Source organism: Verrucomicrobiia bacterium (assembly GCA_036405135.1).
GTDB lineage: Bacteria > Verrucomicrobiota > Verrucomicrobiia > Limisphaerales > JAEYXS01 > JAEYXS01.
The window spans coordinates 188,078-209,878 of record DASWYF010000013.1 but is presented as its reverse complement, the minus strand read 5'-3'; the positions used below and the strand labels follow the sequence as shown (position 1 = coordinate 209,878).

Genomic DNA, 21,801 nt, shown 5'->3' with positions numbered 1-21,801 from the left:
CCCCTTTACTGCCGGCTGGAATCCGGCAGCACTTTGCTGGCGCATTACTCATCTCTCATTGTGAATAACATCCCTGCCCCTTCACTTGCGCAGGGCCCTCACCCGCCCTTACATTCCCGGGCATGTCGCATGCGGAATATGTCCATCTCCATCTGCACACCGAGTACTCCTTGCTCGATGGTGCCTGCCGGCTAGACCGGCTGATGGACCGTGCCCACGAGTTGAAGTTCTCCTCTCTCGCCATCACCGATCACGGGAACATGTTCGGTGCGATCGATTTTTATCAGGCCGCGAGGAAGAAAGGCATCAAGCCCATCATCGGGTGCGAGGTGTATGTGGCTCCCGGCAAGCGCACGGAGAAAAAAGCGAGTGGCGGCGGCAAGGAAGTCTATAACCATCTCGTGCTGCTGGCGAAGGATCAGCAAGGCTACAAGAATCTCGTCAAGATGGTGAGCCTCGCTTACATCGACGGGTTCTACTACAAGCCGCGCATCGACAAGGATCTGCTCGCGGAGCACAAGGAAGGCATCATCGCCCTTTCCGGCTGTCTCGCCAGCGAGATCTGCCAGCACATCATCCACGATCAGCCGGACAAGGCCCGCGCTTCCATCGACTGGTTCAAGCAGACGCTTGGGCCGGAGAATTTCTATCTCGAACTCCAGAACCACGGCATCTCCGAACAGGCCAAAGTGAACCGCCTGCTGATCCCGTGGGCCAAGGAATTCGACCTGAAGCTCGTCGCGACGAATGACGTGCATTACGTGAAGAAGGAACATTCTCACGCGCATGACTGCCTCATCTGCATCGGCAATCAAAACCTGCTCAGCGATACGAAGCGCATGCAGTATGTGCAGGAGCAATTCTTCCTGCGCTCCGCCGAGGAGATGCATGCACGCTTCACCGAAACTCCGGAAGCGGTAAAGAACACGCTGGAAGTCGCCGAGAAGTGCAATCTCGACATCAAGTTCGGCGACCTGCACTACCCCGTCTTCAACCCGCCGGAGCATTACACGCGCGAAGGTTATCTGCGTCTGCTGCTCGCCAACGGCCTGAACCGCCGTTACACGTTGCAGGCCCGTGCTGAGGGGTCTGATTTCATCATCGAATCCATCCAGGAGCCGAAACGTCTGCCCACGCTGGATTTCGCGAAGTTCGAAGCGGAGAAGAGCGCATCACCTGATACCAGCTTGCATCAATTGCCTTCCGTGGCCGCGGCCATCAAGGACGTGATTGACCGCGTGCAGATCGAGATGGCGGTGATCTTGAAGACCGGTTTCGTGGATTACTTTCTCATCGTGGCTGATTTCGTTTTGGAAGGCCGCAAGATGGGTGTCGCGTGCGTGGCGCGTGGTAGTGCCGCAGGTTCCATGGTCACGTATCTGTTGGACATCGCGAACGTCGATCCCATCCGTTACGGCCTGCTGTTCGAGCGCTTCCTGAATCCCGAACGCGTGAACCCGCCGGATATCGATATCGATTTCGCGGATGACCGTCGTGCGGACGTGATCGAATACGTGCGCCAGAAGTATGGTCGTGATTGCGTGGCGCAGATCATCACCTTCGGTACGATGGGTGCGAAGTCCGTGGTGCGCGATGTCGGTCGCGTCATGGGTCTGAGCTACGGCGAGTGCGATCGCCTCGCCAAGATGATCCCGAACGAGCTCAAGATGGACCTGAAGAAGGCGTTGGAGCAATCCGCCGATCTGAAGCAGGCATACGAGTCCGAAGAGGTAACGCGTGAATTGATCGATACGGGTTTCGTGCTGGAAGATATCACGCGCAATTCCTCCATTCACGCCGCCGCTGTCGTGATCGGCCCCGAGCCGCTCATCAATCTCCTGCCCGTCAAACAGGATGATGACGGAACGATGGTCACGCAGTACGCGATGAACCCGGTAGGCGACCTCGGCCTGCTGAAGATGGACTTCCTCGGTCTAAAAACGCTCACCGTCATTCGCAATACGTGCGACATGGTGAAGCAGACCAAGGGCATCACCATCGACGTGGACACGCTCCATCTCGATGATGCGAAGGCTTACGACCTGTTGAACAAGGCGAATACGCTCGGCGTGTTCCAGCTTGAGTCTGGTGGCATGCGCGATCTGTGCCGTCGCTTCCAGATCGCTTCCGTGGAGCACATCACGGCACTCGTGGCGCTCTATCGCCCCGGCCCCATGGACCTGATCCCGGACTTCATTGAGCGCCGTCACGGGCGCAAGGAAGTCGAGTATCCACACGCGCTGCTGGAAGGCATCTCGAAGGAAACCTACGGTGTGCTCATCTACCAGGAGCAGGTGATGCAAGCCGCGCAGATCCTCGCCGGTTACACACTCGGCGGCGCTGACTTGCTGCGTCGCGCGATGGGCAAGAAGAAGATCGAGGAGATGCAGAAGCATCGCGCGCTGTTCGTCAATGGTGCGAAGGAAAAGAACGGCATCGCGGCGGACAAGGCGAACCAGGTGTTCGACTTGCTGGAGAAGTTTGCCGGTTACGGCTTCAACAAATCACACGCGGCCGCCTACGCCGTCGTGGCGTATCAGACGGCGTATCTGAAGGCGAATTATCCGGTCGAGTTCTTCTGCGCCATGATGACAAACGACATGAGCGATACGGCGAAGCTCAGTCAGTTCATCGCCGAGGCCCGCAGCATGGGCATCGAGGTGCTCGCGCCGGATGTGAACGAGAGCAGCCTCTACTTCGCGCCTGCACGCGGAGGCACCGTCATCCGCTTCGGTCTCGCGGCGATCAAAGGCGTCGGCGAAGTGGCGGTGCAAAGCATCCTCAAGGCGCGTGCCGAAGGAGATAAATTCAAGACGCTCGGCGAGATGTGCCAGCGCGTGGATACGCGCACGGTGAACCGCAAGGTGCTGGAAGCGCTGATCAAGTGCGGCGGTTGCGATTGTTTCGGTGAAACGCGCGCGACGCTGTTCTCACAGATTGAATTCAGTCTCACCCGCGCGGCCAGCGCAGCTTCAGACAAAGCCAAGGGTCAAGTCTCCCTCTTCGGCATGATGGCGGAGGACACGACGACGGCCATGCCGGAGTCTCTTGCCAAATTGCCGGAATGGCCGCAGAGCGAACTCTTGCAAGCGGAGAAGGATTTGCTCGGTTTCTATGTCACCGGCCATCCGCTCACGCCGTATGCGAAGATGCTGGAGCGTTACACGCTCTGCACGCTTACTGAGGCCACCCAATTGCCCGCCAAGAGCATGAGCCGTCTCGGCGGCATGATCACCGCGGTGCAACAGGGCTTCTCGAAGAAATCCGGCAAGCCTTACGCGATGGTCACCTTGGAGGATACTGCCAGCAGCGCGCAGATCCTCTGCATGAATGACAATTACGACAAGTTCCGCGATCACCTGAAGCAGAACGCCGTCATTCTCGTCATCGGTGAAGTGAACAACGGCGAGGACAAGCCGAAGATTTTCCCAACGGAGATCATGCCCATCGAAGTGGCTCCGCGTAAGTACACGAAGCAGGTTCACCTGCGCTTGCAGATGGCGCATCTCACGTTAGAGAAATTGGATGATGTGCGGCGACTGGTGGAAGCGAACAAAGGTCGCACTCCCCTCTTCCTCTGCTTCCGCGATCCGAGCGGAGCGGTGATCTTCATCGAGACACATGACCGCTATTTCGTCGCGCCCTCGAATGAATTCGAGCAAGCCGTGAACGACATGCTGGGCGAAGAGTCTTACTACGTGAAGGTGGACACCAAGCTGCCTGAGCGCGAGAAGAAGCCGTGGGAGAAGAAGAGTTACGCCAATGCGGGTGGCGGTGATGACGAGTAAGATGCAATCGCTCCCCCTCTCGCCTTCGATCACTGCGGATAGCCGTCGTGCGCTTTGGCTGCCTGAACACAAGCTGTTAGCGGTTGCCGACCTGCATCTCGGTTATGTGTGGGCACATCGCAGTCGCGGTCAATTGCTGCCGGTGAGCCGCGAGGAAGACACTGTGGAGCGGCTGCTGGAATTGCAGGAGGATTATCAACCGGAACGTGTCGTCATACTAGGTGACATCGTGCATGGCACTGTGTCTTTACCAGAAGTGCGCACGGAGTTGGATCGCTTGATCAATGAGCTGTCCCAGCGTTCTCAGCTCACTTTACTGCTGGGTAATCACGATCATCTGCTGGAACGCAATCTCACGAGTTTGCCTACATCGGTTTCAGTTCAGAGGAAATTACAGGTGGGAAAATTTCTTCTGCTGCATGGTGATGATTCACGCGCTGTAGATGGCACCGATGAGTCACTCACACTTATCATGGGACATGAGCATCCGACGTTGTCCTTGGGCGATGGCGTCACCTCGGAAGCGCGTTGTCCTTGCTTTCTGTTCAGTGATCGAGCGGTCGTGCTGCCTGCGTTTTCATATTGGGCGAATGGTTGCACTGTAGGGAAGCAGCCGTTTCTTTCGCCACTGTTGGAAGGCATAAGCTTCACTCACGCGTGCGCGATCTTTGGGCAGAGGATTTTGAGGGTGCCACTGTGAAGGAGTGTGATGGCCTGCTCCGTACCGACAGATGCTGGATATTTCAAAATTGTTGAATGGATTAGAATACCCTGTGTTGCGACTCACCCCTCACCCCTGCCCTCTCCCCGTTGAGGGGTGAGAGAGAACATATGGACGCGTCTCTTGGTGGTTCACGCACCAAAGTTCATGACAGGCTTTATGCCCGTTGCTGTGGCCGAGGACCCCGACCTAGCGGCACGGGGCGGGCGGCCACGCTCCTATGGCAGTTCTGAAAAGAACCGGCTCCAGCGTGCTTTGAACCACGCGTCTTTTTCAAAGGAGATCGCAATACCAACCGCCTCGCCCATGATTTCTTTGCGCGGCACGTAGCCGAAGTAGCGCGAGTCTTTGCTGTTATCACGATTATCACCCATCATGAAATACTGACCGGCGGGCACGGTTTGCTCCGGGAAAGAATTGTGCGACTGAACCGCAGGAATGAACATCACGGGATGCGATCGTCCGGCCACTGTTTCTTCTGCGAACTGGTAATGTAGCACCTCCTGTGTGGGCATATCCTTGATTACGTCTGACTCCAACGGCCCGTATTCAGCCGCTACGCCATTCACAAATAAACGATTGCCGGTCAGCTCAATGCGATCACCCGGCACAGCAACCACGCGCTTCACCAATCGTATCCCGTCTTCTGGCGAGAAACACACCACGATGTCGCCACGTTTCGGATTGCCCCACTCGGCCAGATGCCATTTGGTGAACGGCACTTTCAGATCATACGCCGTCTTGTGGACGAACACGCGGTCGCCTTCGAGGATGGTCGGTTTCATGGAGCCCGTCGGCACATCATACCAATCTGCCACCGCCGAGCGGAAGGCGAACAGCACCAAGGCCATGATGAGCAAGGGCAGCAGTTCCTTCTTCCAAAAAGAGATCATCCCGGCCTTAGTCGGTTTTTTCATACAGAACATTGGAGCAGTAACGGGCAAAAACGTTCATTCCGAGCTGTCCAAAACCCGCCTTTTCGGACTTAATCTCCTGAATAGCCACCATGTCGGCACCTGATAAAACCGAATTGTTCATCGTCCAGCTCTCCAGCATCGAGCGGTCGCTGGCGTTGTATGTGATGACGCTGGTGCCGCGCCCGCAGGACGCCGAGGATATCCTCCAGCAGAGCAAGCTGGTGATGTGGCGGTGTTTCGACCAGTTCCAGCCGGGCACGAACTTCGGTGCGTGGGCGCGCAAGATCGCTTTTCATCAGGTGCTCACCTATCGCAAGCGCCAGAAGAAGAACCAGTTGCAGGTGTCAGATGAGTTTCTGGAAATCATCGCCTCCGAGGTGGAGAGCAATGATGAGGCGCTGGAAGTGCAGCGGCAGTTGCTCACCCAATGCATGGGCAAGCTGGATGCCGAACATCGCCAGATATTGAATTTGCGCTATCACGAAGGCGCGGAGATCGATGACATCGCCGAGCAGACCCAGAAGACCGAAGGTGCCGTTTACCGCCTGCTCAGCCGTATCCGCAAGAATTTGCACGAGTGTGTGACCCGTTCCCTGAAGAAAGCCGATGACTATGAACCCGAAGCAACCTGAGGAACTGCACGAGCTGTGTGAACGGCTGGTGGAACAGCAGTTGACGCCGGACCAATCCGCGCGGCTGGAAGTGCTCGTGCGGGAATCAGCTACCGCGCGCCGTTACGTGGTGGAGCATCTGCAATTGCACGCTGGCCTGCATTGGGAGAGCGGTCGCATCGGTCAACAAACTTTGCCGGATCAACTTGCCGCTTCCTTGGCTGGATTGGAGTCTCCTACTGAGAGCAAGGTCGTTCCCCTGCCCTCGCCCTGGAAAAAGAACGCTGTCTGGTTGGCGGCTGCGGCAAGCATCGCGGTATTGGCCACCGGTATCGGCTTGGGCATCAGCCTGGCCAAACACGAACACCCCGCCCCTCAAGCTGCCATCGTCACACCGCCCGTCGTCGCGACCCTGACGCAGACCCGCGGTTGCCGTTGGGAAAGTTCTGCTTTGCCCACAGCGGAAGGAGCCCGGCTCACAGCGGGGAAACTTTCGCTCACCTATGGGCTGGCCACATTGCGCTTTGAATCTGGCGCTACCATCACGCTTGAGGCCCCTGCTGTTCTGGAGATCGTGAACAAGGATCTCTGCATACTTCATCGTGGTATGCTCACCGCGCATGTGCCGAAACAAGCGGTGGGCTTCACCGTGGAAACGGCCAATGCCAAAATCATCGATCACGGCACGGAATTCGGCATCAGCGCGGGTGCAGACGGCAAGGCCCACGTGCAAGTCTTCGATGGCGAAGTGGAGGTGCGTCATCGCCAGAGCGGCGAGAACCTGCGCCTGACCACTGGTGAAAACGCCGTGTTGAACCGGCAAGCAGTGGCAGCACGGAACACTTCCTTCGTAGAAGCCGATCGGGCCACGCGTGAAAACACAGCGGCCAATCAGCCGGCAGGCACAGTCACACTTACCACGGCTTCAGGTCGTGGTCGTACCTCATACGTCTTCTCCCAAGGCACAGAGAATCATCATTCGGATTCCCTGATGCTGGTGAAGAACACGCACACACCCGGTTACCGGCGGAAGGCTTACTTCAGCTTCGACCTCAGCACCATCAAAGGGCAAAAGGTGGAGAATGCCGCACTGGCCTTGACATTTGAGCCGACCGGTTATGGCTTCGCTTCACGCCTGCCCACCTGCGTCTTCACTGTGTATGGCTTGAAGGACGGAGCGCAGGATGAGTGGTCCGAACATGAGATCATCTGGGATAACGCGCCGGCGAATCGAAATGGAGGAAACGAGATCGATTCGGCGGCCGCGGTTCCCTTGGGCACGTTCAGCATCGAGCCAGAAGAGACGAGCGGCTTGCGGGTGATCAGCACACCTGCCCTGACTGAATTCATCAACAGTGATCACAACGGCCAGGCGACCCTGATCATCGTGCGCGAAACCTCCGAGACTGTCTTGAAGGGACTTGCGAGCGGCCTGGTGCATGGCTTTGCTGGAAATTATCATCCCACCGCCCCACCGCCGACCTTGCGCCTGAACATGGCGGCACGCTAATGGTTTTCCCGCCATCCATGAATCGAAAGAACAGGCCGGTATTTTTTGAAATTGCTTTTTTCCATCCGATAGGTGAGATTGTTAGGCGATGACTGTTAAGGAAGAAGGCATCATTCACCGCTTGCCATCCTTCGTCTGGCAATACGTTGCCAGCACTGAGATGCTGCCGCGGTGGAATCCGGCGATCCGTCGCATCTTCCCGAAGTCCCAAGGGCCATTTCGCCCACACTTCGAGTTCGATGTCACTCTGGCGGGTCAGAACGGTGGCGAACATGAATACAACGCCGAGGTGGCGGAATTCGTGGAGCACCGCCGTATTGTTTTCAAGATGAGGTCAAAGACCGACCCATCAATCCCTGAATCAACCGAGATCATCACCCTGTCCCCGATCGTCAAAGGGACGAAGATCGAGCGTTTCACGGAGATTTACGCCAAAGAAAAAACGATTTCCTGGTGGGCAAAACTGCTGATGCGAATCTTCGGACGTTTCCGGAAGCAACAGGCCGAGGTCAAAAGCGGAGAAACGTTGAAACGGCTCGCTCAACTGGTGGAGCAGAACAGCAAACCCTCAGGGTTAACTCTACGGAGCCGGACTAGGCGGTGAGGGAAGATGTGACGGCGGATTCAATGCAGGCTTTGCCATGGGCAGCGCTGGCGGTCGGTTGTTCAGGCCCGGCGGAAGCGGCGGCATTTGCTTGACAAGATTGCGCCAAGTGTTGCGCTCATCCTCACTCATCTTCTCCCAACGCTCGGCACCTTCCATAAAACGGGCCTGATCCTCCGAGCTTAAATTGGTGAAGCGCCGTGCGGAATCCATGCATCTCTTGCGCTCATCCGGCGAAAGTTTCTCATATTCAGCGATGCGTTGCTGAACCTTTGCACGTTCAGTCTGGTTCAGCTTCTCGAGGATGGCTTTCTTTTCCTTGTCGGACAGGTCGTACATCCGATGAAAATTATCCAGCATCCGCTCACGCTTTTCCTTGGGCAAAGCCTGTATCTTTTGGATATCCGCCTCCACCCGCTGGCGGTGCTCAGGGGACATGGCCGCAAAGACATCTGCTTTGGTTCCAGCAGGAGCCGCCTCCACGCGGACCACATAGCGCAATGTGCTCTGGTGCTCTACCACCTCCTGCTGCAATTCAGGTGACAGTTTGTCCCATTGCTCCAAACGGCCCTGTACCAACACCCGTCGTTCTTCCGGCATGCGCTGCAATTTTTCCGCACGTTTCTCCGGCGGTGCCGCGAACAGGAACATCATGTCGAAGAACAATTCCGTGGACCGGATGCGCAGTTCCTGCTCCTCCAGTGAAAGCGCGTCATACTCCTTGAGTTTGGCCAGCAGCTTGGCACGTGTAGACTCAGACTTGTTCGCCAGCTCCGCTTCGCGCTCCTCGGCAGTCATCGCCAACAACCAGCGAAAATCATCCATCGACCACCGGAACTCATCTGCAGGATTCCGGGGACCACGCCCCCCCCTCCCCGGTTCTCCCGGAGGACGACCTTTTTCACCAACTGGCGAAAAACGCCGCTCCTCCTTGGGCTGATTCTCTTTATCTTGGCCAGCCGCAGGTTCCGTCTGCGCCCAAAGCACCCCTTGGCCGACACTCAGTGCGGCGAACGAAAGGATGCGGAGAAGACGGGACATAATATTTTCTTACCGTAAAAGCCTACTCGGCGATGGCGAACAAAGCACCCAATTCTATATCCGGCCCGGTGGCCACCTGAGTTTGGCTCATGCGCCGGATGGCTTCATAATCCTTCAATACATCCACCGGGGGTACGGGGGTGACAGCCGCCATGGCTTTGATCTGCTCGGCCATCTCCTGACTGGAATCACTCAGCGGCGAAGTGGCATGCGGCACTTTGAGTGCGAGCACTGCGGCCACCGTCACTACAACCATGGAAACCGCCAGTTGTGCAAAATGCTTCCGCAACCACACAAAAAAGCCTTCATGGGCAGCCATTTCAATGCGTTGCGCATGCCGGGCTTCCGCCGCCACCGCTTGCATCACGAGCGAGGTGAAATTCGATGACACCGGCGCATCCGGCATCTCCCGGACGGCTTGGAAAACGGCCATCTCCTCTTCCCACTGTACGCGCAAATCGGGGCGCTCAGCCAAATGAGCCTCAAGCCGCCCCTTTTCTTCCGGCGTCAGTTGGCTCCGCAGGCTTTTTTCCCACAGTTCATTTTGTTCGTGTTCGCTCATCGACTTACCTTTCTATCAAAAACCGCTGCTAACTCAAAGTTGCGCTGCTCACAGGGTTTCTTTCCATGAACCCGTCTTCAAGTAAGGCTTTAACCGCTGCTTCAGTGTCTCACGTGCCCGATGTATCAGCGATTTGGTCGCCGACAGCGAACACCCCAGCACTTTAGCGATATCGTCATACGATAAATCGTCCTGACGACACAAAAGCATCGCCGTCCGCTGATTCTCCGGCAGACTCGCAATCGCCTCTTCCACCTTATCGGTCAATTCTCCCTGCAACATCGTATCCGGCGGAGCAAACTGCTTCACATCCTCGATCTGCCGCAAAGGCTGGTCCTCATTCTCCGGATGCGTCACATCCATGGACTCCGCGGGATGGCGTGAGCGACGGCGTATCTCGTTGAGGCAGAGGTTCCTAGCAATGGTGAAAAGCCAAGTGGAAAACCGGGCAGAAGCTTCGTAGCGATGAGCGGATTTATAAACTTGGATAAAGACATTTTGCGCCAAGTCTTCCGCCTCGGTGGCATCAGGCAACGTTCGGTATAAGAGGTTAATAAGAGGCTGTTTATAACGCTCCACCAGCGTCTCAAAAGCCACCATATCCCCATCCTTCACCCTGAGCATCAGGATGGCATCGGGATCCTGCTGATCAGTCGCCTTATCAGGGGCATAGACCATCGCTTTCTGCACTGGGGGTGCAGAAACGGCGACCGGACTTAACGCCCCTGAAACGGATGCCATAAGCGGCTTCATCAAACACCTGAACTCAGCCAAAGTTCCTCTCCGGATAGAATTTTCATCGTCTTCATATGAAGACACGAACTCATCGCAAAAGACGGAACTCGGCTGACTGAGATGACCATAACCGATGACAGATGTTTTGCCCATACCTATTGATACGAATTTCCGGGGCGAATAGTTGAAGTTTTCCACCGCCATCGGCACTCACTCATCGAAGAACTTGCCATTCAGAACGCGCTCAGTAACTTGCCCGCAAAAGGAAAAGTGATGTCCACCAGTTCCGACTCAAGCCCCGAATCCGTCGTCCAACGCCAGCTCGACGCCTACAACGCCCACGACATCGAAGCCCTGCTCGCGACCTACGCCGAAGACGCGCAACAATTCGAGTATCCGAACAAACTCCTCGTCAGCGGCCACGACCAGTTACGCGAGCGCTTCACCATCCGCTTCTCTGAGCCCAATCTCCACGCCAAGCTCCTCAACCGCATCGTGATGGGCCACACCGTCATCGACCACGAACTCATCACCCGCACCTTCCCCGAAGGCCCAGGCACACTGGAGATCGTCGCCATCTATGAAGTGCAGAATGGGAAGATCACGAAGGCAACGTTCATAACGGGTGCCAAAACGATTAACTCATAGGATGACATAGTGGCATTCATTCAAATGATTCTTAATCGCACAGAAAACTGAGGTGATGAACAAGCCTATAGTAGGTAGGGCGTGCTGTCCTCAGCGCGCCGCTGCCGAAGCAACTGAGCAACCGAACAACAACAGCACTTGATGACGACAACTGCTCACAAATGCTCCGCCACTTCTTTACATATCAGCACCATATCCCTTGCTCACTTGCCCATAAGCATCCCGCAGGCTATAAGTAATCTTATGACGGATAAACAAACCGTTGCTGAAGTTCTGAACCGGATGCCAGAGAACGCCACTCTGGATGAGATCACGGAAGAACTGCAGATTCTCGCCGCCATACGCCAAGGCCGCGAAGACATCGCTGCGGGACGGAAGAAAGATCATCAAGAGGTGGAGAATCTGTTCGAATCATGGGCAGCGCGCTGGAATTCAAAGTAATCTGGTCTGCACGAGCTGTTTCCGATTTAGAGGAACTGTGCAACTACATCGCCGCTGACAATCCTGATGCTGCCTATAAAACCGGCCGGGAAATAATGGCTAGAGCTCAAATGCTGGCTACTTTTCCCTTAGCTGGTCCCACCTACCCGCGTGGCACTGACGGCAATATTCGCGAAGCTATCCAGCGTCCGTATCGTATCTTCTACGAAGTAACTGAGGCAACCAAGACTGTGGATATCCTGCATGTGCGTCACGGTGCGCGCCAAGAACCTAAGTTTTGACCCGTGAACTGGCTCGCCCACCTCTACCTCTCGGAACCGGACACCGAGTTCCGCTTGGGCAACCTGCTCGCTGATCAGGTGAAGGGCGCTGACCGCCAACGGATGAGCCCCGCCTTCCTTCGCGGCGTCACCTGCCACCAAGCCATCGACGCCTTCACGGAAAATCATCCCCTCGTAAAACACAGTCGCACGTTCATCTCACCCGAACAACGTCGCTTCAGCGGTATTTTGATCGATGTCTTCTACGACCATTTCCTCGCACGCAACTGGAGCCAGTTTTCTGACACACCACTGGAACAGTTCACCCACAGCGCTTACGCCGAGTTCCAACCCCTCATCCCAACACTGCCCGAAGAAGCGCGCATCACCCTCGAACGCATCATCGAGCACGATTGGCTCTCCTCCTATCGCGAGATTGCTGGAATTGAGGATGTCCTTGAACGGCTCTCAGGCCGGTTGAGTGAACGGCTGAAACGCCCCATGTCTCTTCATGCTTCAGTTAAAGATCTGAGGACAAGCTATGGTGCGCTAGAATCTGACTTCATGAAATTTATGCCCGAGTTACAAGAGAGAATCATGCGTGATGTCCGGGGTGATTCGCCGTAGCACGTTGCCTCGTGCTGCCGGATTCCAGCCGGCAGTCCGCGACGTCCGCCGTAGCCCACTACGTTTCCCTCACCCCGCTTGAAATCACACCCGGCCTTCTGCCGATGACAGAAAGGGAGTTGCTTCAGCAAACAAGCTTTGAAAGAATTCCACGACATGGATTGGAAGTCGTATTTCTCACTGAAAGGGCGGATGCGCCGGATACACTTTTGCATCATCTATTTGATCTTCGTTTTGATCACCGTCGGCTTCAGCTCTCTTCAACTGCATCCAGTTTACAATCTGTCTGTTTTAATTCTTCTGCTGAAAGCAGCCATCATACCGCCGAGCGTACGTCGCATTCATGACATGGGCTACTCAGGCTGGTTCGTCATCGGTGTCCTCGCCGTTCCTTACGCCGTTCTATTGCTTCTTTTCATCCCGCCTGATGCCAGTAATGAATTCGGCCCCGATCCGCGCATAGCGCCGAACACAGCCCCGACCGAAATCGACAAAGCCCCTTGATGGCAAAATAACCTCACTCAATCGACACGCTTCGTTGCTGGACGTTTCCTCCTCTATCCCCTAAACCTTTCCCATGGCATTCGCGTCGTTTGGCGGACAGCAGCAAGTCGTCACCCTGCTCCAGCGCAGTCTGGAGCGCGGACGGCTCGCCCATGCCTATCTTTTCACCGGCGATCAACTGGAAGAACTCGAAGCCGTCGCCCGTACCCTCGCCAAAACGCTCAATTGCCAGAACCCTCCCGCTCGCGCTGCTAACGGCCTGCCGCTGGATTGCTGCGAGCAATGCGTGAACTGCCGCAAAGTGCAGGAAGGTAATCACGCGGATGTGCAATGGCTGCGCCCGGAATCCAAGACGCGCATCATCTCCGTGGATCAGGTGCGCGAGCTCATCCAGACGGTGAACCTCAAACCCACCGAGGCCGAATACAAGATCGGCGTGCTGGTAGCCGCGGACCGCCTGAACGTGCAGGCCGCGAACGCGTTCCTGAAAACTCTGGAAGAGCCACCCAAGAAATCCGTCATCATCTTGCTCTCCACCGAACCCGGCCGCCTGCTAGATACGATTCTCTCTCGTTGTATCCGTCTCACCTTTGCTACCGGTGGACAGAAATTCTCCGAAGCGCAACTCGGCTGGCTGGATGCCTTCGCCACCACCGTTTCCGAAGCGCAAGGTGGCCTGCTTGCCCGTTACCGCTTGCTCGGCACTTTGCTCGGCCAATTGAACGCGTCAAAAGAAGTCATTGAAGAACAGCTCACCGCCCGCTCTCCGCTGAACCGCTACGCAGACGTGGAATCCGATCTCAAAGAAAAGTGGGAAGATGAACTGAAAGCCTCCATCGAGGCCGAGTATCGCCGTCAACGCTCTGAGATGCTGAACGCGCTGCAATGGTGGCTCCGCGATGTCTGGCTGCAAACCGTGAACGTAGGCGATGACCTGCTCACCTTCCCGCAACACCAAGCCGTCACCGCCGCCATCGCCCAAAAACTGCAACCCACCGACGCCCTCGCGAACCTGACACACTTGGAACGCCTCCAACGCCTCCTCTTCACCAACGTGCAAGAAGCGCTGGCTCTCGAAGTAGGTTTGTTGAAGCTGAAACTGTAGCACCTGTCAGCCGCCCCCGGCTGACAAAGCACATTGTAGTGGGACAGGCGCCTCGCCTGTCCAGTCTCCCCACCATCCCTTTTTCGCGTATTTAGCGTATTTCGCGGTTCACCTCCCTCCCCTTTCCGTCGTGACATTCCGCAAGTTGGAACGCACATTCTCTCTCACGTTTTTGTTACGAACATGAGCAGCAAGCAAAGTCCCGTTTCCCGTTCCGGCCGGTTTGGCAGCGGTCCCGCCGCCGAGGTCGCCAAGTTCTCGGAGTCCATCTCCTTTGACTGGCGGCTCTGGCGTCACGACATCATGGGCTCCATCGCCCACGCCACCATGCTGCGCAAGATCGGCGTGCTCACAGAGCTGGAACTCGCCTCCATCAAGATGGGTCTGGAAGAGATCGGGCGCGAGATTGATGACGGCCGTTTCGAGTGGAAGGAAGAACTCGAAGACGTGCACATGAACATCGAGGCCGAGCTGACCAAGCGCGTGCCCGCCGGTGCCAAGCTGCACACCTCCCGCTCACGCAACGACCAGGTGGCCCTCGACGTCCGCATGTGGGTGCGCGATGAGATCGCCGAATTGTGCCAAGAGATCCGCGGCTTACAAAAAGCGCTCGTGGAACTTGGTGCGAAGAACAGCGATGTCGTCATTCCCGGCTACACGCATCTGCAACGCGCCCAGCCCGTTTACTTCGCGCATCACCTGCTCGCCTACGCGGAAATGTTGGAGCGCGATCATAGCCGTTTGGTAGATTGCTTCCAGCGCGTGAACGTCTGCCCGCTCGGCAGCGGCGCGATCGCTGGTTCCACCTTGCCTCTCGACCGCGAATTCGTCGCGCAACAACTCGGCTTCGTGGATGCGAATGATAAACCCATCGTCACCCAGAACAGCATGGATGGCGTGAGTGATCGCGATTTCATGGTGGAGTTCTGTTCCACTGCCGCCCTCATCGCCGTGCATCTCTCGCGTCTGTCGGAAGACATCATCATCTGGTTCAGCACCGAGTTCAGCTACATCAAGATCGCCGATGCCTACACCACGGGATCGTCCCTGATGCCGCAGAAGAAGAACCCCGACGTGGCCGAACTCACGCGTGGCAAATCCGGCCGCGTCGTAGGGAATCTCATGTCCCTGCTCACTCTGCTGAAAGGTCTGCCTATGACCTACAATCGCGATCTGCAAGAGGACAAGGAACGTCTCTTCGACACCTCGGACACCGTCCACGCCTGCGTGCGTCTCACCGCCGCGATGATCGCGAACACCACCGTGAACAAAGCCGCCTGCGCGAAAGCAGCGAGCGATCCCCTGCTCCTTGCCACCGATCTCGCGGATTATCTCGTGAAGAAAGGCATGGCCTTCCGCCAGGCCCATCATGTCGTCGGTGCCGTTGTCGCGCATAGCGAGAAGACCGGCAAACCGCTCGACAAACTCACTGTGAAAGAATTCCAAGCCATCGACAAGACGTTCACGAAAGACGTCGCCGATGTCTTCAACCTCCAGAAAGCCATGGACCGCCGCGCCATCACCGGTGCCCCCGGCACCAGCGAAGTGAAGAAACAATTGGCGCGCTGGAAAAAGCAACTGGCATAGGCGGAGCGCCGATTTCCGAATCGGCGTACCCCTCCCGTTATGTAGCAGCCGAGGTAACGAGGCTCTAACATCTCCACTGAAAATCCGCGTTACCAACGCGGATTTTTCATATCTCCATCTTTGCGCCTCTTGTGCCTTTTGCGGCCAACCTTCCCTACTCCCCCTTCGCCACCTTCGTCTCCACCCCCAGATGCTTGAAGAAAAACTTCCGCATCGCCTCGCTGTAATTACCCGTCGTCTTCGGCTCCGCCTTGATCAAGAACATCTCCGCCGACACGCCCGCCTTGTCACAATACTCCTTAAGCACCGTCGCGTGCTTCGGATGATGCAGCAGATGATTGCGGTCCTTCGGCTCACCGCCCTCATTCGCGCAATAGATGAACACCGGCGCATCACCCTTGCTCACCAGCTTCAGCATACTCACGTCCGCCCGGATCTTCTGGCCCTTCTCGCCATCCACTTCCTCGCGCGATTTCAGATGATAAAACGCCTGCGCCTCCAGATCGCTTGACCAATCCGCCTTGAACTTCCCGATCTTCTCCTCCCACTCGATCAAGTCATACGTCGCCTGTCCGTTCAGCGAACCCGCCGCCGTCAAACGCGACGACTCGCGCAACACCGGATCCTCGCTCTTTGGATCCGCCAGATCATCATGCACCGCCAGCCACACCGATGTCCCCGCGCCCGCCGAACTGCCATACGACGCGATCCGTTTCGGATCGATGCTGTATTCCTTCGCCTTGTAACGCACGAACTGGATCGCCCGCGCGCAGTCCCTCATGATGTCCTGCACCGGCGCATCCGGCAGGAAGCGATAGCTGATGGACATGTAGGACACGCCGTTTTCATGGCACGCCTTGATCATGTCCGCACTCGCACCGGACTTATCGCCGCCGCGAAATCCACCACCATGGATGAATACCACCAGCGGCGTCGGCTTGTCCGATTTCGCCTGCCAGATATCCAGCACATTCCGCGCGTGCGGCCCATACTTTACGTTCGCGAAATCCGCCTTCGGCAACTTGCTGTTCGTTGTCGGTGAACTCTTCTTCGTCCGCTGCGTGTAATACGCCATTCCCTCCTCCACCGTCAGCTTGCCGTCCTTGTTCAAATCCGCTTCCGGATAACGCTTCCGCAATTCCTCCAACCGCTCCGGTGTCAACGCCCCCAAATCCGCCGCAATCGCCTGCCCTGCGGAAAACAGCGCCAATACCAACGCCACACCACCATTCACGATCAATGATTTCATAAGGGATTTCCCTCTTCTACTGTATCGCCGCCGTCTTGGCTACCGTTTCGATTTTCACGTCCTTCACCGACAAGGTCCCAAAAGCAAACCCCAATCCCATCTTCGTCTTCTCCTTCGCGATCGCCTCATGCTCGAACGTCTGTTTGAAATCTCCCAACGTCAGTTCGCACTTCTTCCCGTCGAACTTCACCACCGCCTCCACCCATTTACCTTCCGGCAACGTCGGTGTCTTCGTCCCCTTCGCGATCAATTCCACCGGCTTCCCCTCCTTGCCCTGCACCAGCCACGTCCGCACCGAAAGACCGTTCGTGCTCTGGATGAACCGGAACACATGCCCCTTGTCATCGTTCAGCGTGAACACGAACTGCTTCGCTTTCTCCGCCTTATAAGCGAACCGGATCGTCGCGTCCTTGAACTTCGCGTCATACCACATGATCGGCCCATGATTCTTGTTCTTCTCGTAGAGCTTGTCGTCCTGCGTCACCGTCGCAACCCCCTTCTCGATCTTCCAGTCGCCGCGATTCGCCGCCAGATCGCGCCCCTCCTTCTTCGGCGAATCGAATTGATCCTCCACCAACGTCGCCGCATTCACGTTCACTGCGGCGAACACCACCGCTACCACCGCCATCTTGAATAGATTTCTCATATTATCTTCGGTTATATTCATTTCACCACTCCACCGAAATCCCACGTCATCCCTTTCCCCTTCTCTACGGGCGCAAGCTGTATCCAGTCCACGTCCACAGGTCCATTCTGCGCGGGCAGATAGACTCGCATATGAGCGATCGACCCACTTACCGGCAAAGCCACCGGCACTTCATTCCAGCCCGCACCACCTGGCACCTTAAACGTCACGACCTGCCCATCCGCCGGAAACGTCTCCTGCTCCGTCGTGCGCCATTGCACCTTCCCCTCGCCCCCTTGGACGCTGCGTAAACGCAGATTCAACTTCACCGCCCCTTCATACTTCAACGCCGCCAACCGTGCTGTTGCAATGAACGGATTACGCCCATCCGCTTCGATATGCAATGCCCCGTCCTTGAACGATGTCTTCACCGCCTTCGGCACCCACCCTTGCAGATCATCCGCCGCCACTGGTTTCGCAGGCACCGCAGGCTTCGCCGCATAAGCCGGATTCGGCCTCGGATATGTCGCTCCCGTGTGCTTCAAAAAACCATCGATCAACGCGCTCAACTCCTTCACCTTCTCCGGCATCGCCTCCGCCAAGTTTTTCGCCTCACTGATATCCTCGCGCAGATTGTAGAGTTCATGCGTATTCGGATTTCCAAACCACCGCAGCAGTTTGAAATCCCCGCTCCGCACCCACACACCGCCTGCACGATTCGCTCCCGCATGTGGGTGATAATTGAAATACGCTTTGCGCTCCAAGTTGCCCTCGCCCTTCAACACCTTCGCATAACTCACCCCGTCCATCACTTGTTGAGCCGGCTTCTTGATGCCCAGCAGATCAATCACCGTCGGATACACGTCAATCGGCCCCACGATGGCCTCACTCATCGTGCCCGGCTTGATTTTCCCCGCCCACGCCCACATCAGCGGCACTCGCGTGCCGCCCTCATAGAGCGTGCCTTTCCCATCGCGCAACGGCGTGTTCATAGTCGGCGGTTTGTCTCCCGCCCATTTGCGCCAGTCCGTCAGCAGCTCGCTCTTGCTCTTCTCCGCCTTGGCGGTCTTCGCCGTGGCGGGCACATTGCTGTGCACATTCCCGCCATTGTCCGAGTAGAAGATGATGACCGTGTTGTCCGCCACACCCTGCTTCTCCAATTCATCCACGATCCGCCCGAAGCATTCGTCCACACTTTTCAGCATGGATGCCATGATCGGATTTCCCTGCCGCCCCGTCGGGTCTTTCTTCGTCGCAAAATACTTCGTGTATTCCTCCTTATGCCCCCAAGGCCCGTGTACACCGTAGCACCAGAGGTTCAAGTAAAACGGCCCGCCCTTGCTGCCCTGGATGAATTTCACCGCCTCCGTCGCCTGCCGGTCCACGATGTATTCGCCCTCCGGCCCGTCCGTGATATTGCCCACTTTATTGCGCCCGCCTGGAACGCCCACCGGCTTCACTCCATAAGGCGAGAAATACTCACCCGGCGGGCCTGGGTCAGGATGACAATGAAACGTGACATCAAATCCCTGCTGCTCCGGCCAATGCGGTTGCGTCAGTCCCAAATGCCACTTCCCGATATGCGCTGTGCGATACCCCGCTGTTTTCAATGTCTCCGCCAGCGTGACCTGTGACGGCTCAAAAAAGTTTTTGCTCTCCGGCAACAGCATCGCCTGATTTGCCGGTCCCGCCTCCGCGATGAACTTATGCCCCGCCGGTTGCGGTGGCTGATGCCCCGTGGCGCTGGTGATGCCATGACGCGCCGAATACTGCCCCGTCAAAATACTCGCCCGCGTGGGCGAACATAGCGGCTGCGAATACGCGTTCGTGAACCTCATCGCTCGCTTCGCGAATTTATCAATGTTCGGCGTCTCGTAATACTTGCTCCCGTAAGCCCCCGAATCCATCCACCCCATATCATCCACCAGGAACAAAACCACATTCGGCTGTTCACCTGTCGCAGCTTGTGCATTCACGGCCCCGAGCATCAAAGTGAACACCGCAATCGCCGCCAGCATCCGCAAGCCAACAAGGTAGGGCCGGCTGTCCTCAGTCGGCCGCCGCCGAAGCACCTGCACGCACAAATCGCCGCAGGTCTCAATGACGGCTTCGGCAGACCTCCCTCGCCCCTCAACGGGGAGAGGGACCGACGGTGAGGGGTGAGAAAACATCACAGATCTCAACATCGTTCGCTGCTTTCGATTGCCAGGAGTGTTCATCTTCTTCTTTTATCTCACTGCTTCTTTTTCTTCCCCTTCGGCTCCTCCGCCGCCTTCGCCTTCATCATCTCCTCCAGCTTCGGCTCCTGCGCTTTCAGCCACGTATCATACGCCTTCTGCCGACCCGCCGTGTACTTGTACGCATCAAAGATCGCCCCATTCCCCAACGCCCGTGGATCCTGCTCCGCCAGCAACATGTTCCGCATGCGATACTGCATATCCTCCATGACCGGTTGGAACGCCGTGTCATTCGCCAGATTCCGCACGCACTCCGGATCATCCGTCAACCGATACAACTCATCCGGCAACCGCTTGCCGAAACACAGCTCGTAATAATATCCGCCCAACATCTTGATCACTTCCTTGCTCGGACCCGGATCGCAATTCCCGAAATCCGTCTCCGGATTCCCCACCGGCCAGCGCTCCGGATGATAGTTATGCACATACAGATACTCCTTCGTGCGCAAGGCTCGCACCGGATAACCCCAATCATTCGGCCGCCCCAGATCATGCCGTTCCTTCCCCACCAGCATCACACTCCGCTCCGCCTCGATCTGCCCTGATTTCTCCGAGCGCAGAATCTTAGTAAGACTTTTGCCCGTCATCTGCGGATGCACCTTCACCCCCGCCAACTCCAGATATGTCGGCGCAAAATCCCGCACATTGATGAAATCCTCCACCACGCGCCCCGGCTTGATCCCCTTGCCCCAGCGCATCGCCAGCGGCAGATGAAACCCATCCTCATGGATCTGCCCCTTCACATACGGAAACGGCATCCCATGATCCGACGTCACGATGATCAGCGTATTCTCCAGCTCACCCACCGCTTCGAGCGCCTGCAACGCCTTGCCGATATGCGCGTCCGCATACTCCACCTCGATCGCGTAATCTGCCAGATCCCCCCGCACCACCGGCGTATCCGGCAGATAAGCGGGCACCTTCACCTCCTCCAACTTCTTCCCCAACCGCACACCCGAGTTCAGTTCATACGCCCGATGCGGCTCCTGAAATCCCATCCAGAAACTGAACGGCTTGTCCTTGGGCCGCTGCGCCAGGAACGCCTCAAAGTTCTTCGAGTAATCATTCCGACCGATCGCACTCGCCGGCACCTCCGCCATCTTGTGCGTATCAAACGACGGTCCCGCCGGATTCCGCTTGAACCCCGTGCTCTTGAAATCACCCGGCCCCCAACCCTTCCCTGTCAACCCCACCGTATAGCCCGCCGCCTCCAGCAGATCCGGATACACCGCGAACTTGGACGGAAACAACCCATTATGACTCACCGCCTCCTCCAGTTGCCAAGTATTGCGCCCCGTCAGAATGCTCGCGCGACACGGACTGCACTTCGGATTCGACGTGAACGCATTCTTGAACAAGATCCCTTCCTTCGCGATCCGATCAAAATTCGGCGTCTTCACCCAATCACAACCATACGCCCCCGCATGCTGCCACCCCCAATCATCAAAGATGATGAACAGCACATTCGGCCGCGTCTCCGCCGCCTGCACCTTGCCCGACAGCCCCATCAGAAAAGCCAGCAATACTGCAAAACACCAAAAACGCACATGATTGACCGCAGACGCCAAATATCCTCCTTCTCCCCTTGTGGGAAGCCGAACTTCGGCAGGGGAGAAGGATTGAGGATGAGGGGTGCCCCCATCTTTGGAAGTTGGATGTTGAACGTAGGATGTTCGATGTTTCCCCCCACCGCTTTGGGCCGGGGTGAGGGGTGAGAATGCCTGACGTACCCCAAACAGGCTGACACTCACACCCGCCCATCTCAGACCGTCTCTCATTTGATTTCGTTGATTCCCCATATTCATGACTTGGCTCCTGAGTAATGACGCCGGGCACGGCCTAAAGGTTTCGGTGAACTGCCGCATCATGCCCCTCCGCCCCGCCACCGTCAGCAACATTCCATGGCCCCAGCCACCCTCCGTTCCCTCTGCTTTCTCCTGTTCCATCTCGTTGTTCATACCTCCACTCATACCACTCCAAACCGACTCCCGTTATCACTACATCGGCTATATCGACTATATCGGCACAA

Annotated in this window: 20 protein-coding genes; 12 read left to right on the top strand and 8 right to left on the bottom strand. The window is 56.8% G+C overall.

Annotated elements, in window-relative coordinates; genetic code table 11:
- Positions 1-122: 122 nt before the first annotated feature.
- Both dnaE and VGH19_06370 read left to right on the top strand, forming a co-directional pair.
- Complete coding sequence (gene dnaE / locus VGH19_06375; GenBank protein ID HEY1170980.1) at positions 123-3,788, top strand: DNA polymerase III subunit alpha; 3,666 nt, start codon at positions 123-125, stop codon at positions 3,786-3,788.
- 1 nt (position 3,789) lies between these two features.
- Positions 3,790-4,488, top strand: coding sequence for a metallophosphoesterase (locus VGH19_06370; GenBank protein ID HEY1170979.1), 699 nt, complete (start codon positions 3,790-3,792; stop codon positions 4,486-4,488).
- A 239-nt stretch (positions 4,489-4,727) separates the two neighbouring features.
- On the opposite strand, the gene lepB is transcribed toward VGH19_06370, so the two are convergent.
- A complete protein-coding gene (lepB, locus tag VGH19_06365) occupies positions 4,728-5,426 on the bottom strand; it encodes a signal peptidase I (protein HEY1170978.1) in 699 nt (232 codons plus the stop codon).
- A gap of 89 nt (positions 5,427-5,515) precedes the next feature.
- On the opposite strand from lepB, the gene VGH19_06360 reads away from it, so the two are divergent.
- The 3 genes from VGH19_06360 (at position 5,516) to VGH19_06350 (ending at position 8,151) form a co-directional block, all read left to right on the top strand.
- Positions 5,516-6,058, top strand: a complete 543-nt coding sequence (locus VGH19_06360) for a sigma-70 family RNA polymerase sigma factor (protein HEY1170977.1) — start codon at positions 5,516-5,518, stop codon at positions 6,056-6,058.
- Positions 6,039-7,547, top strand: a complete 1,509-nt coding sequence (locus tag VGH19_06355) for a DNRLRE domain-containing protein (GenBank protein ID HEY1170976.1) — start codon at positions 6,039-6,041, stop codon at positions 7,545-7,547. The genes VGH19_06360 and VGH19_06355 overlap by 20 nt, the downstream gene beginning before the upstream one ends.
- Positions 7,548-7,635: 88 nt before the next feature.
- Positions 7,636-8,151: an SRPBCC domain-containing protein gene (locus tag VGH19_06350; protein ID HEY1170975.1), complete on the top strand. Its 516-nt coding sequence runs from the start codon at positions 7,636-7,638 to the stop codon at positions 8,149-8,151.
- On the opposite strand, the gene VGH19_06345 is transcribed toward VGH19_06350, so the two are convergent.
- Genes VGH19_06345 through VGH19_06335 form a run of 3 tightly spaced genes read right to left on the bottom strand, consistent with a single transcriptional unit; the run spans position 8,128 to position 10,693 of the window.
- Entirely contained in the window at positions 8,128-9,192 is a 1,065-nt protein-coding gene (locus tag VGH19_06345; protein HEY1170974.1) for a DUF3106 domain-containing protein, read from the bottom strand. The two genes, VGH19_06350 and VGH19_06345, sit on opposite strands and share 24 nt — an antisense overlap.
- Before the next feature lie 22 nt (positions 9,193-9,214).
- Positions 9,215-9,754: a hypothetical protein gene (locus tag VGH19_06340; protein ID HEY1170973.1), complete on the bottom strand. Its 540-nt coding sequence runs from the start codon at positions 9,752-9,754 to the stop codon at positions 9,215-9,217.
- Positions 9,755-9,802: 48 nt separating this feature from the next.
- The gene (locus VGH19_06335) at positions 9,803-10,693 is read right to left on the bottom strand and encodes a sigma-70 family RNA polymerase sigma factor (protein ID HEY1170972.1); all 891 of its coding nucleotides are present in this window, start codon (positions 10,691-10,693) and stop codon (positions 9,803-9,805) included.
- Positions 10,694-10,762: 69 nt separating this feature from the next.
- Between VGH19_06335 and VGH19_06330 the strand changes: the two genes are divergently transcribed.
- The 7 genes from VGH19_06330 (at position 10,763) to argH (ending at position 15,661) form a co-directional block, all read left to right on the top strand.
- Complete coding sequence (locus tag VGH19_06330) at positions 10,763-11,137, top strand: nuclear transport factor 2 family protein (protein HEY1170971.1); 375 nt, start codon at positions 10,763-10,765, stop codon at positions 11,135-11,137.
- Positions 11,138-11,380: 243 nt separating this feature from the next.
- The gene (locus VGH19_06325; GenBank protein ID HEY1170970.1) at positions 11,381-11,578 is read left to right on the top strand and encodes a hypothetical protein; all 198 of its coding nucleotides are present in this window, start codon (positions 11,381-11,383) and stop codon (positions 11,576-11,578) included.
- Positions 11,551-11,859: a type II toxin-antitoxin system RelE/ParE family toxin gene (locus tag VGH19_06320; GenBank protein HEY1170969.1), complete on the top strand. Its 309-nt coding sequence runs from the start codon at positions 11,551-11,553 to the stop codon at positions 11,857-11,859. Before VGH19_06325 ends, VGH19_06320 begins: the two co-directional genes overlap by 28 nt.
- 3 nt (positions 11,860-11,862) lie before the next feature.
- Positions 11,863-12,465 carry an ACP phosphodiesterase gene (locus VGH19_06315; protein ID HEY1170968.1) on the top strand — a complete coding sequence of 201 codons (603 nt, stop codon included), beginning with the start codon at positions 11,863-11,865 and terminating at the stop codon, positions 12,463-12,465.
- Between the two features lie 156 nt (positions 12,466-12,621).
- On the top strand, positions 12,622-12,969 hold the full coding sequence (locus VGH19_06310; GenBank protein HEY1170967.1) for a DUF805 domain-containing protein: 348 nt from the start codon (positions 12,622-12,624) through the stop codon (positions 12,967-12,969).
- A gap of 73 nt (positions 12,970-13,042) precedes the next feature.
- Positions 13,043-14,074: a DNA polymerase III subunit gene (locus VGH19_06305; GenBank protein HEY1170966.1), complete on the top strand. Its 1,032-nt coding sequence runs from the start codon at positions 13,043-13,045 to the stop codon at positions 14,072-14,074.
- Between the two features lie 183 nt (positions 14,075-14,257).
- Positions 14,258-15,661 (top strand): argininosuccinate lyase, encoded by a 1,404-nt coding sequence (argH, locus tag VGH19_06300; GenBank protein HEY1170965.1) that lies wholly within the window; start codon positions 14,258-14,260, stop codon positions 15,659-15,661.
- Between the two features lie 154 nt (positions 15,662-15,815).
- On the opposite strand, the gene VGH19_06295 is transcribed toward argH, so the two are convergent.
- The 4 genes from VGH19_06295 to VGH19_06280 all read right to left on the bottom strand — a co-directional run bounded on the left by VGH19_06295 (position 15,816) and on the right by VGH19_06280 (position 21,319).
- Positions 15,816-16,910, bottom strand: a complete 1,095-nt coding sequence (locus VGH19_06295) for an alpha/beta hydrolase (GenBank protein HEY1170964.1) — start codon at positions 16,908-16,910, stop codon at positions 15,816-15,818.
- A gap of 16 nt (positions 16,911-16,926) precedes the next feature.
- Complete coding sequence (locus VGH19_06290) at positions 16,927-17,556, bottom strand: hypothetical protein (protein HEY1170963.1); 630 nt, start codon at positions 17,554-17,556, stop codon at positions 16,927-16,929.
- A 17-nt stretch (positions 17,557-17,573) separates the two neighbouring features.
- On the bottom strand, positions 17,574-19,553 hold the full coding sequence (locus VGH19_06285; GenBank protein ID HEY1170962.1) for a sulfatase: 1,980 nt from the start codon (positions 19,551-19,553) through the stop codon (positions 17,574-17,576).
- A 215-nt stretch (positions 19,554-19,768) separates the two neighbouring features.
- Positions 19,769-21,319: a sulfatase gene (locus tag VGH19_06280; protein HEY1170961.1), complete on the bottom strand. Its 1,551-nt coding sequence runs from the start codon at positions 21,317-21,319 to the stop codon at positions 19,769-19,771.
- Positions 21,320-21,801 lie beyond the last annotated feature (482 nt).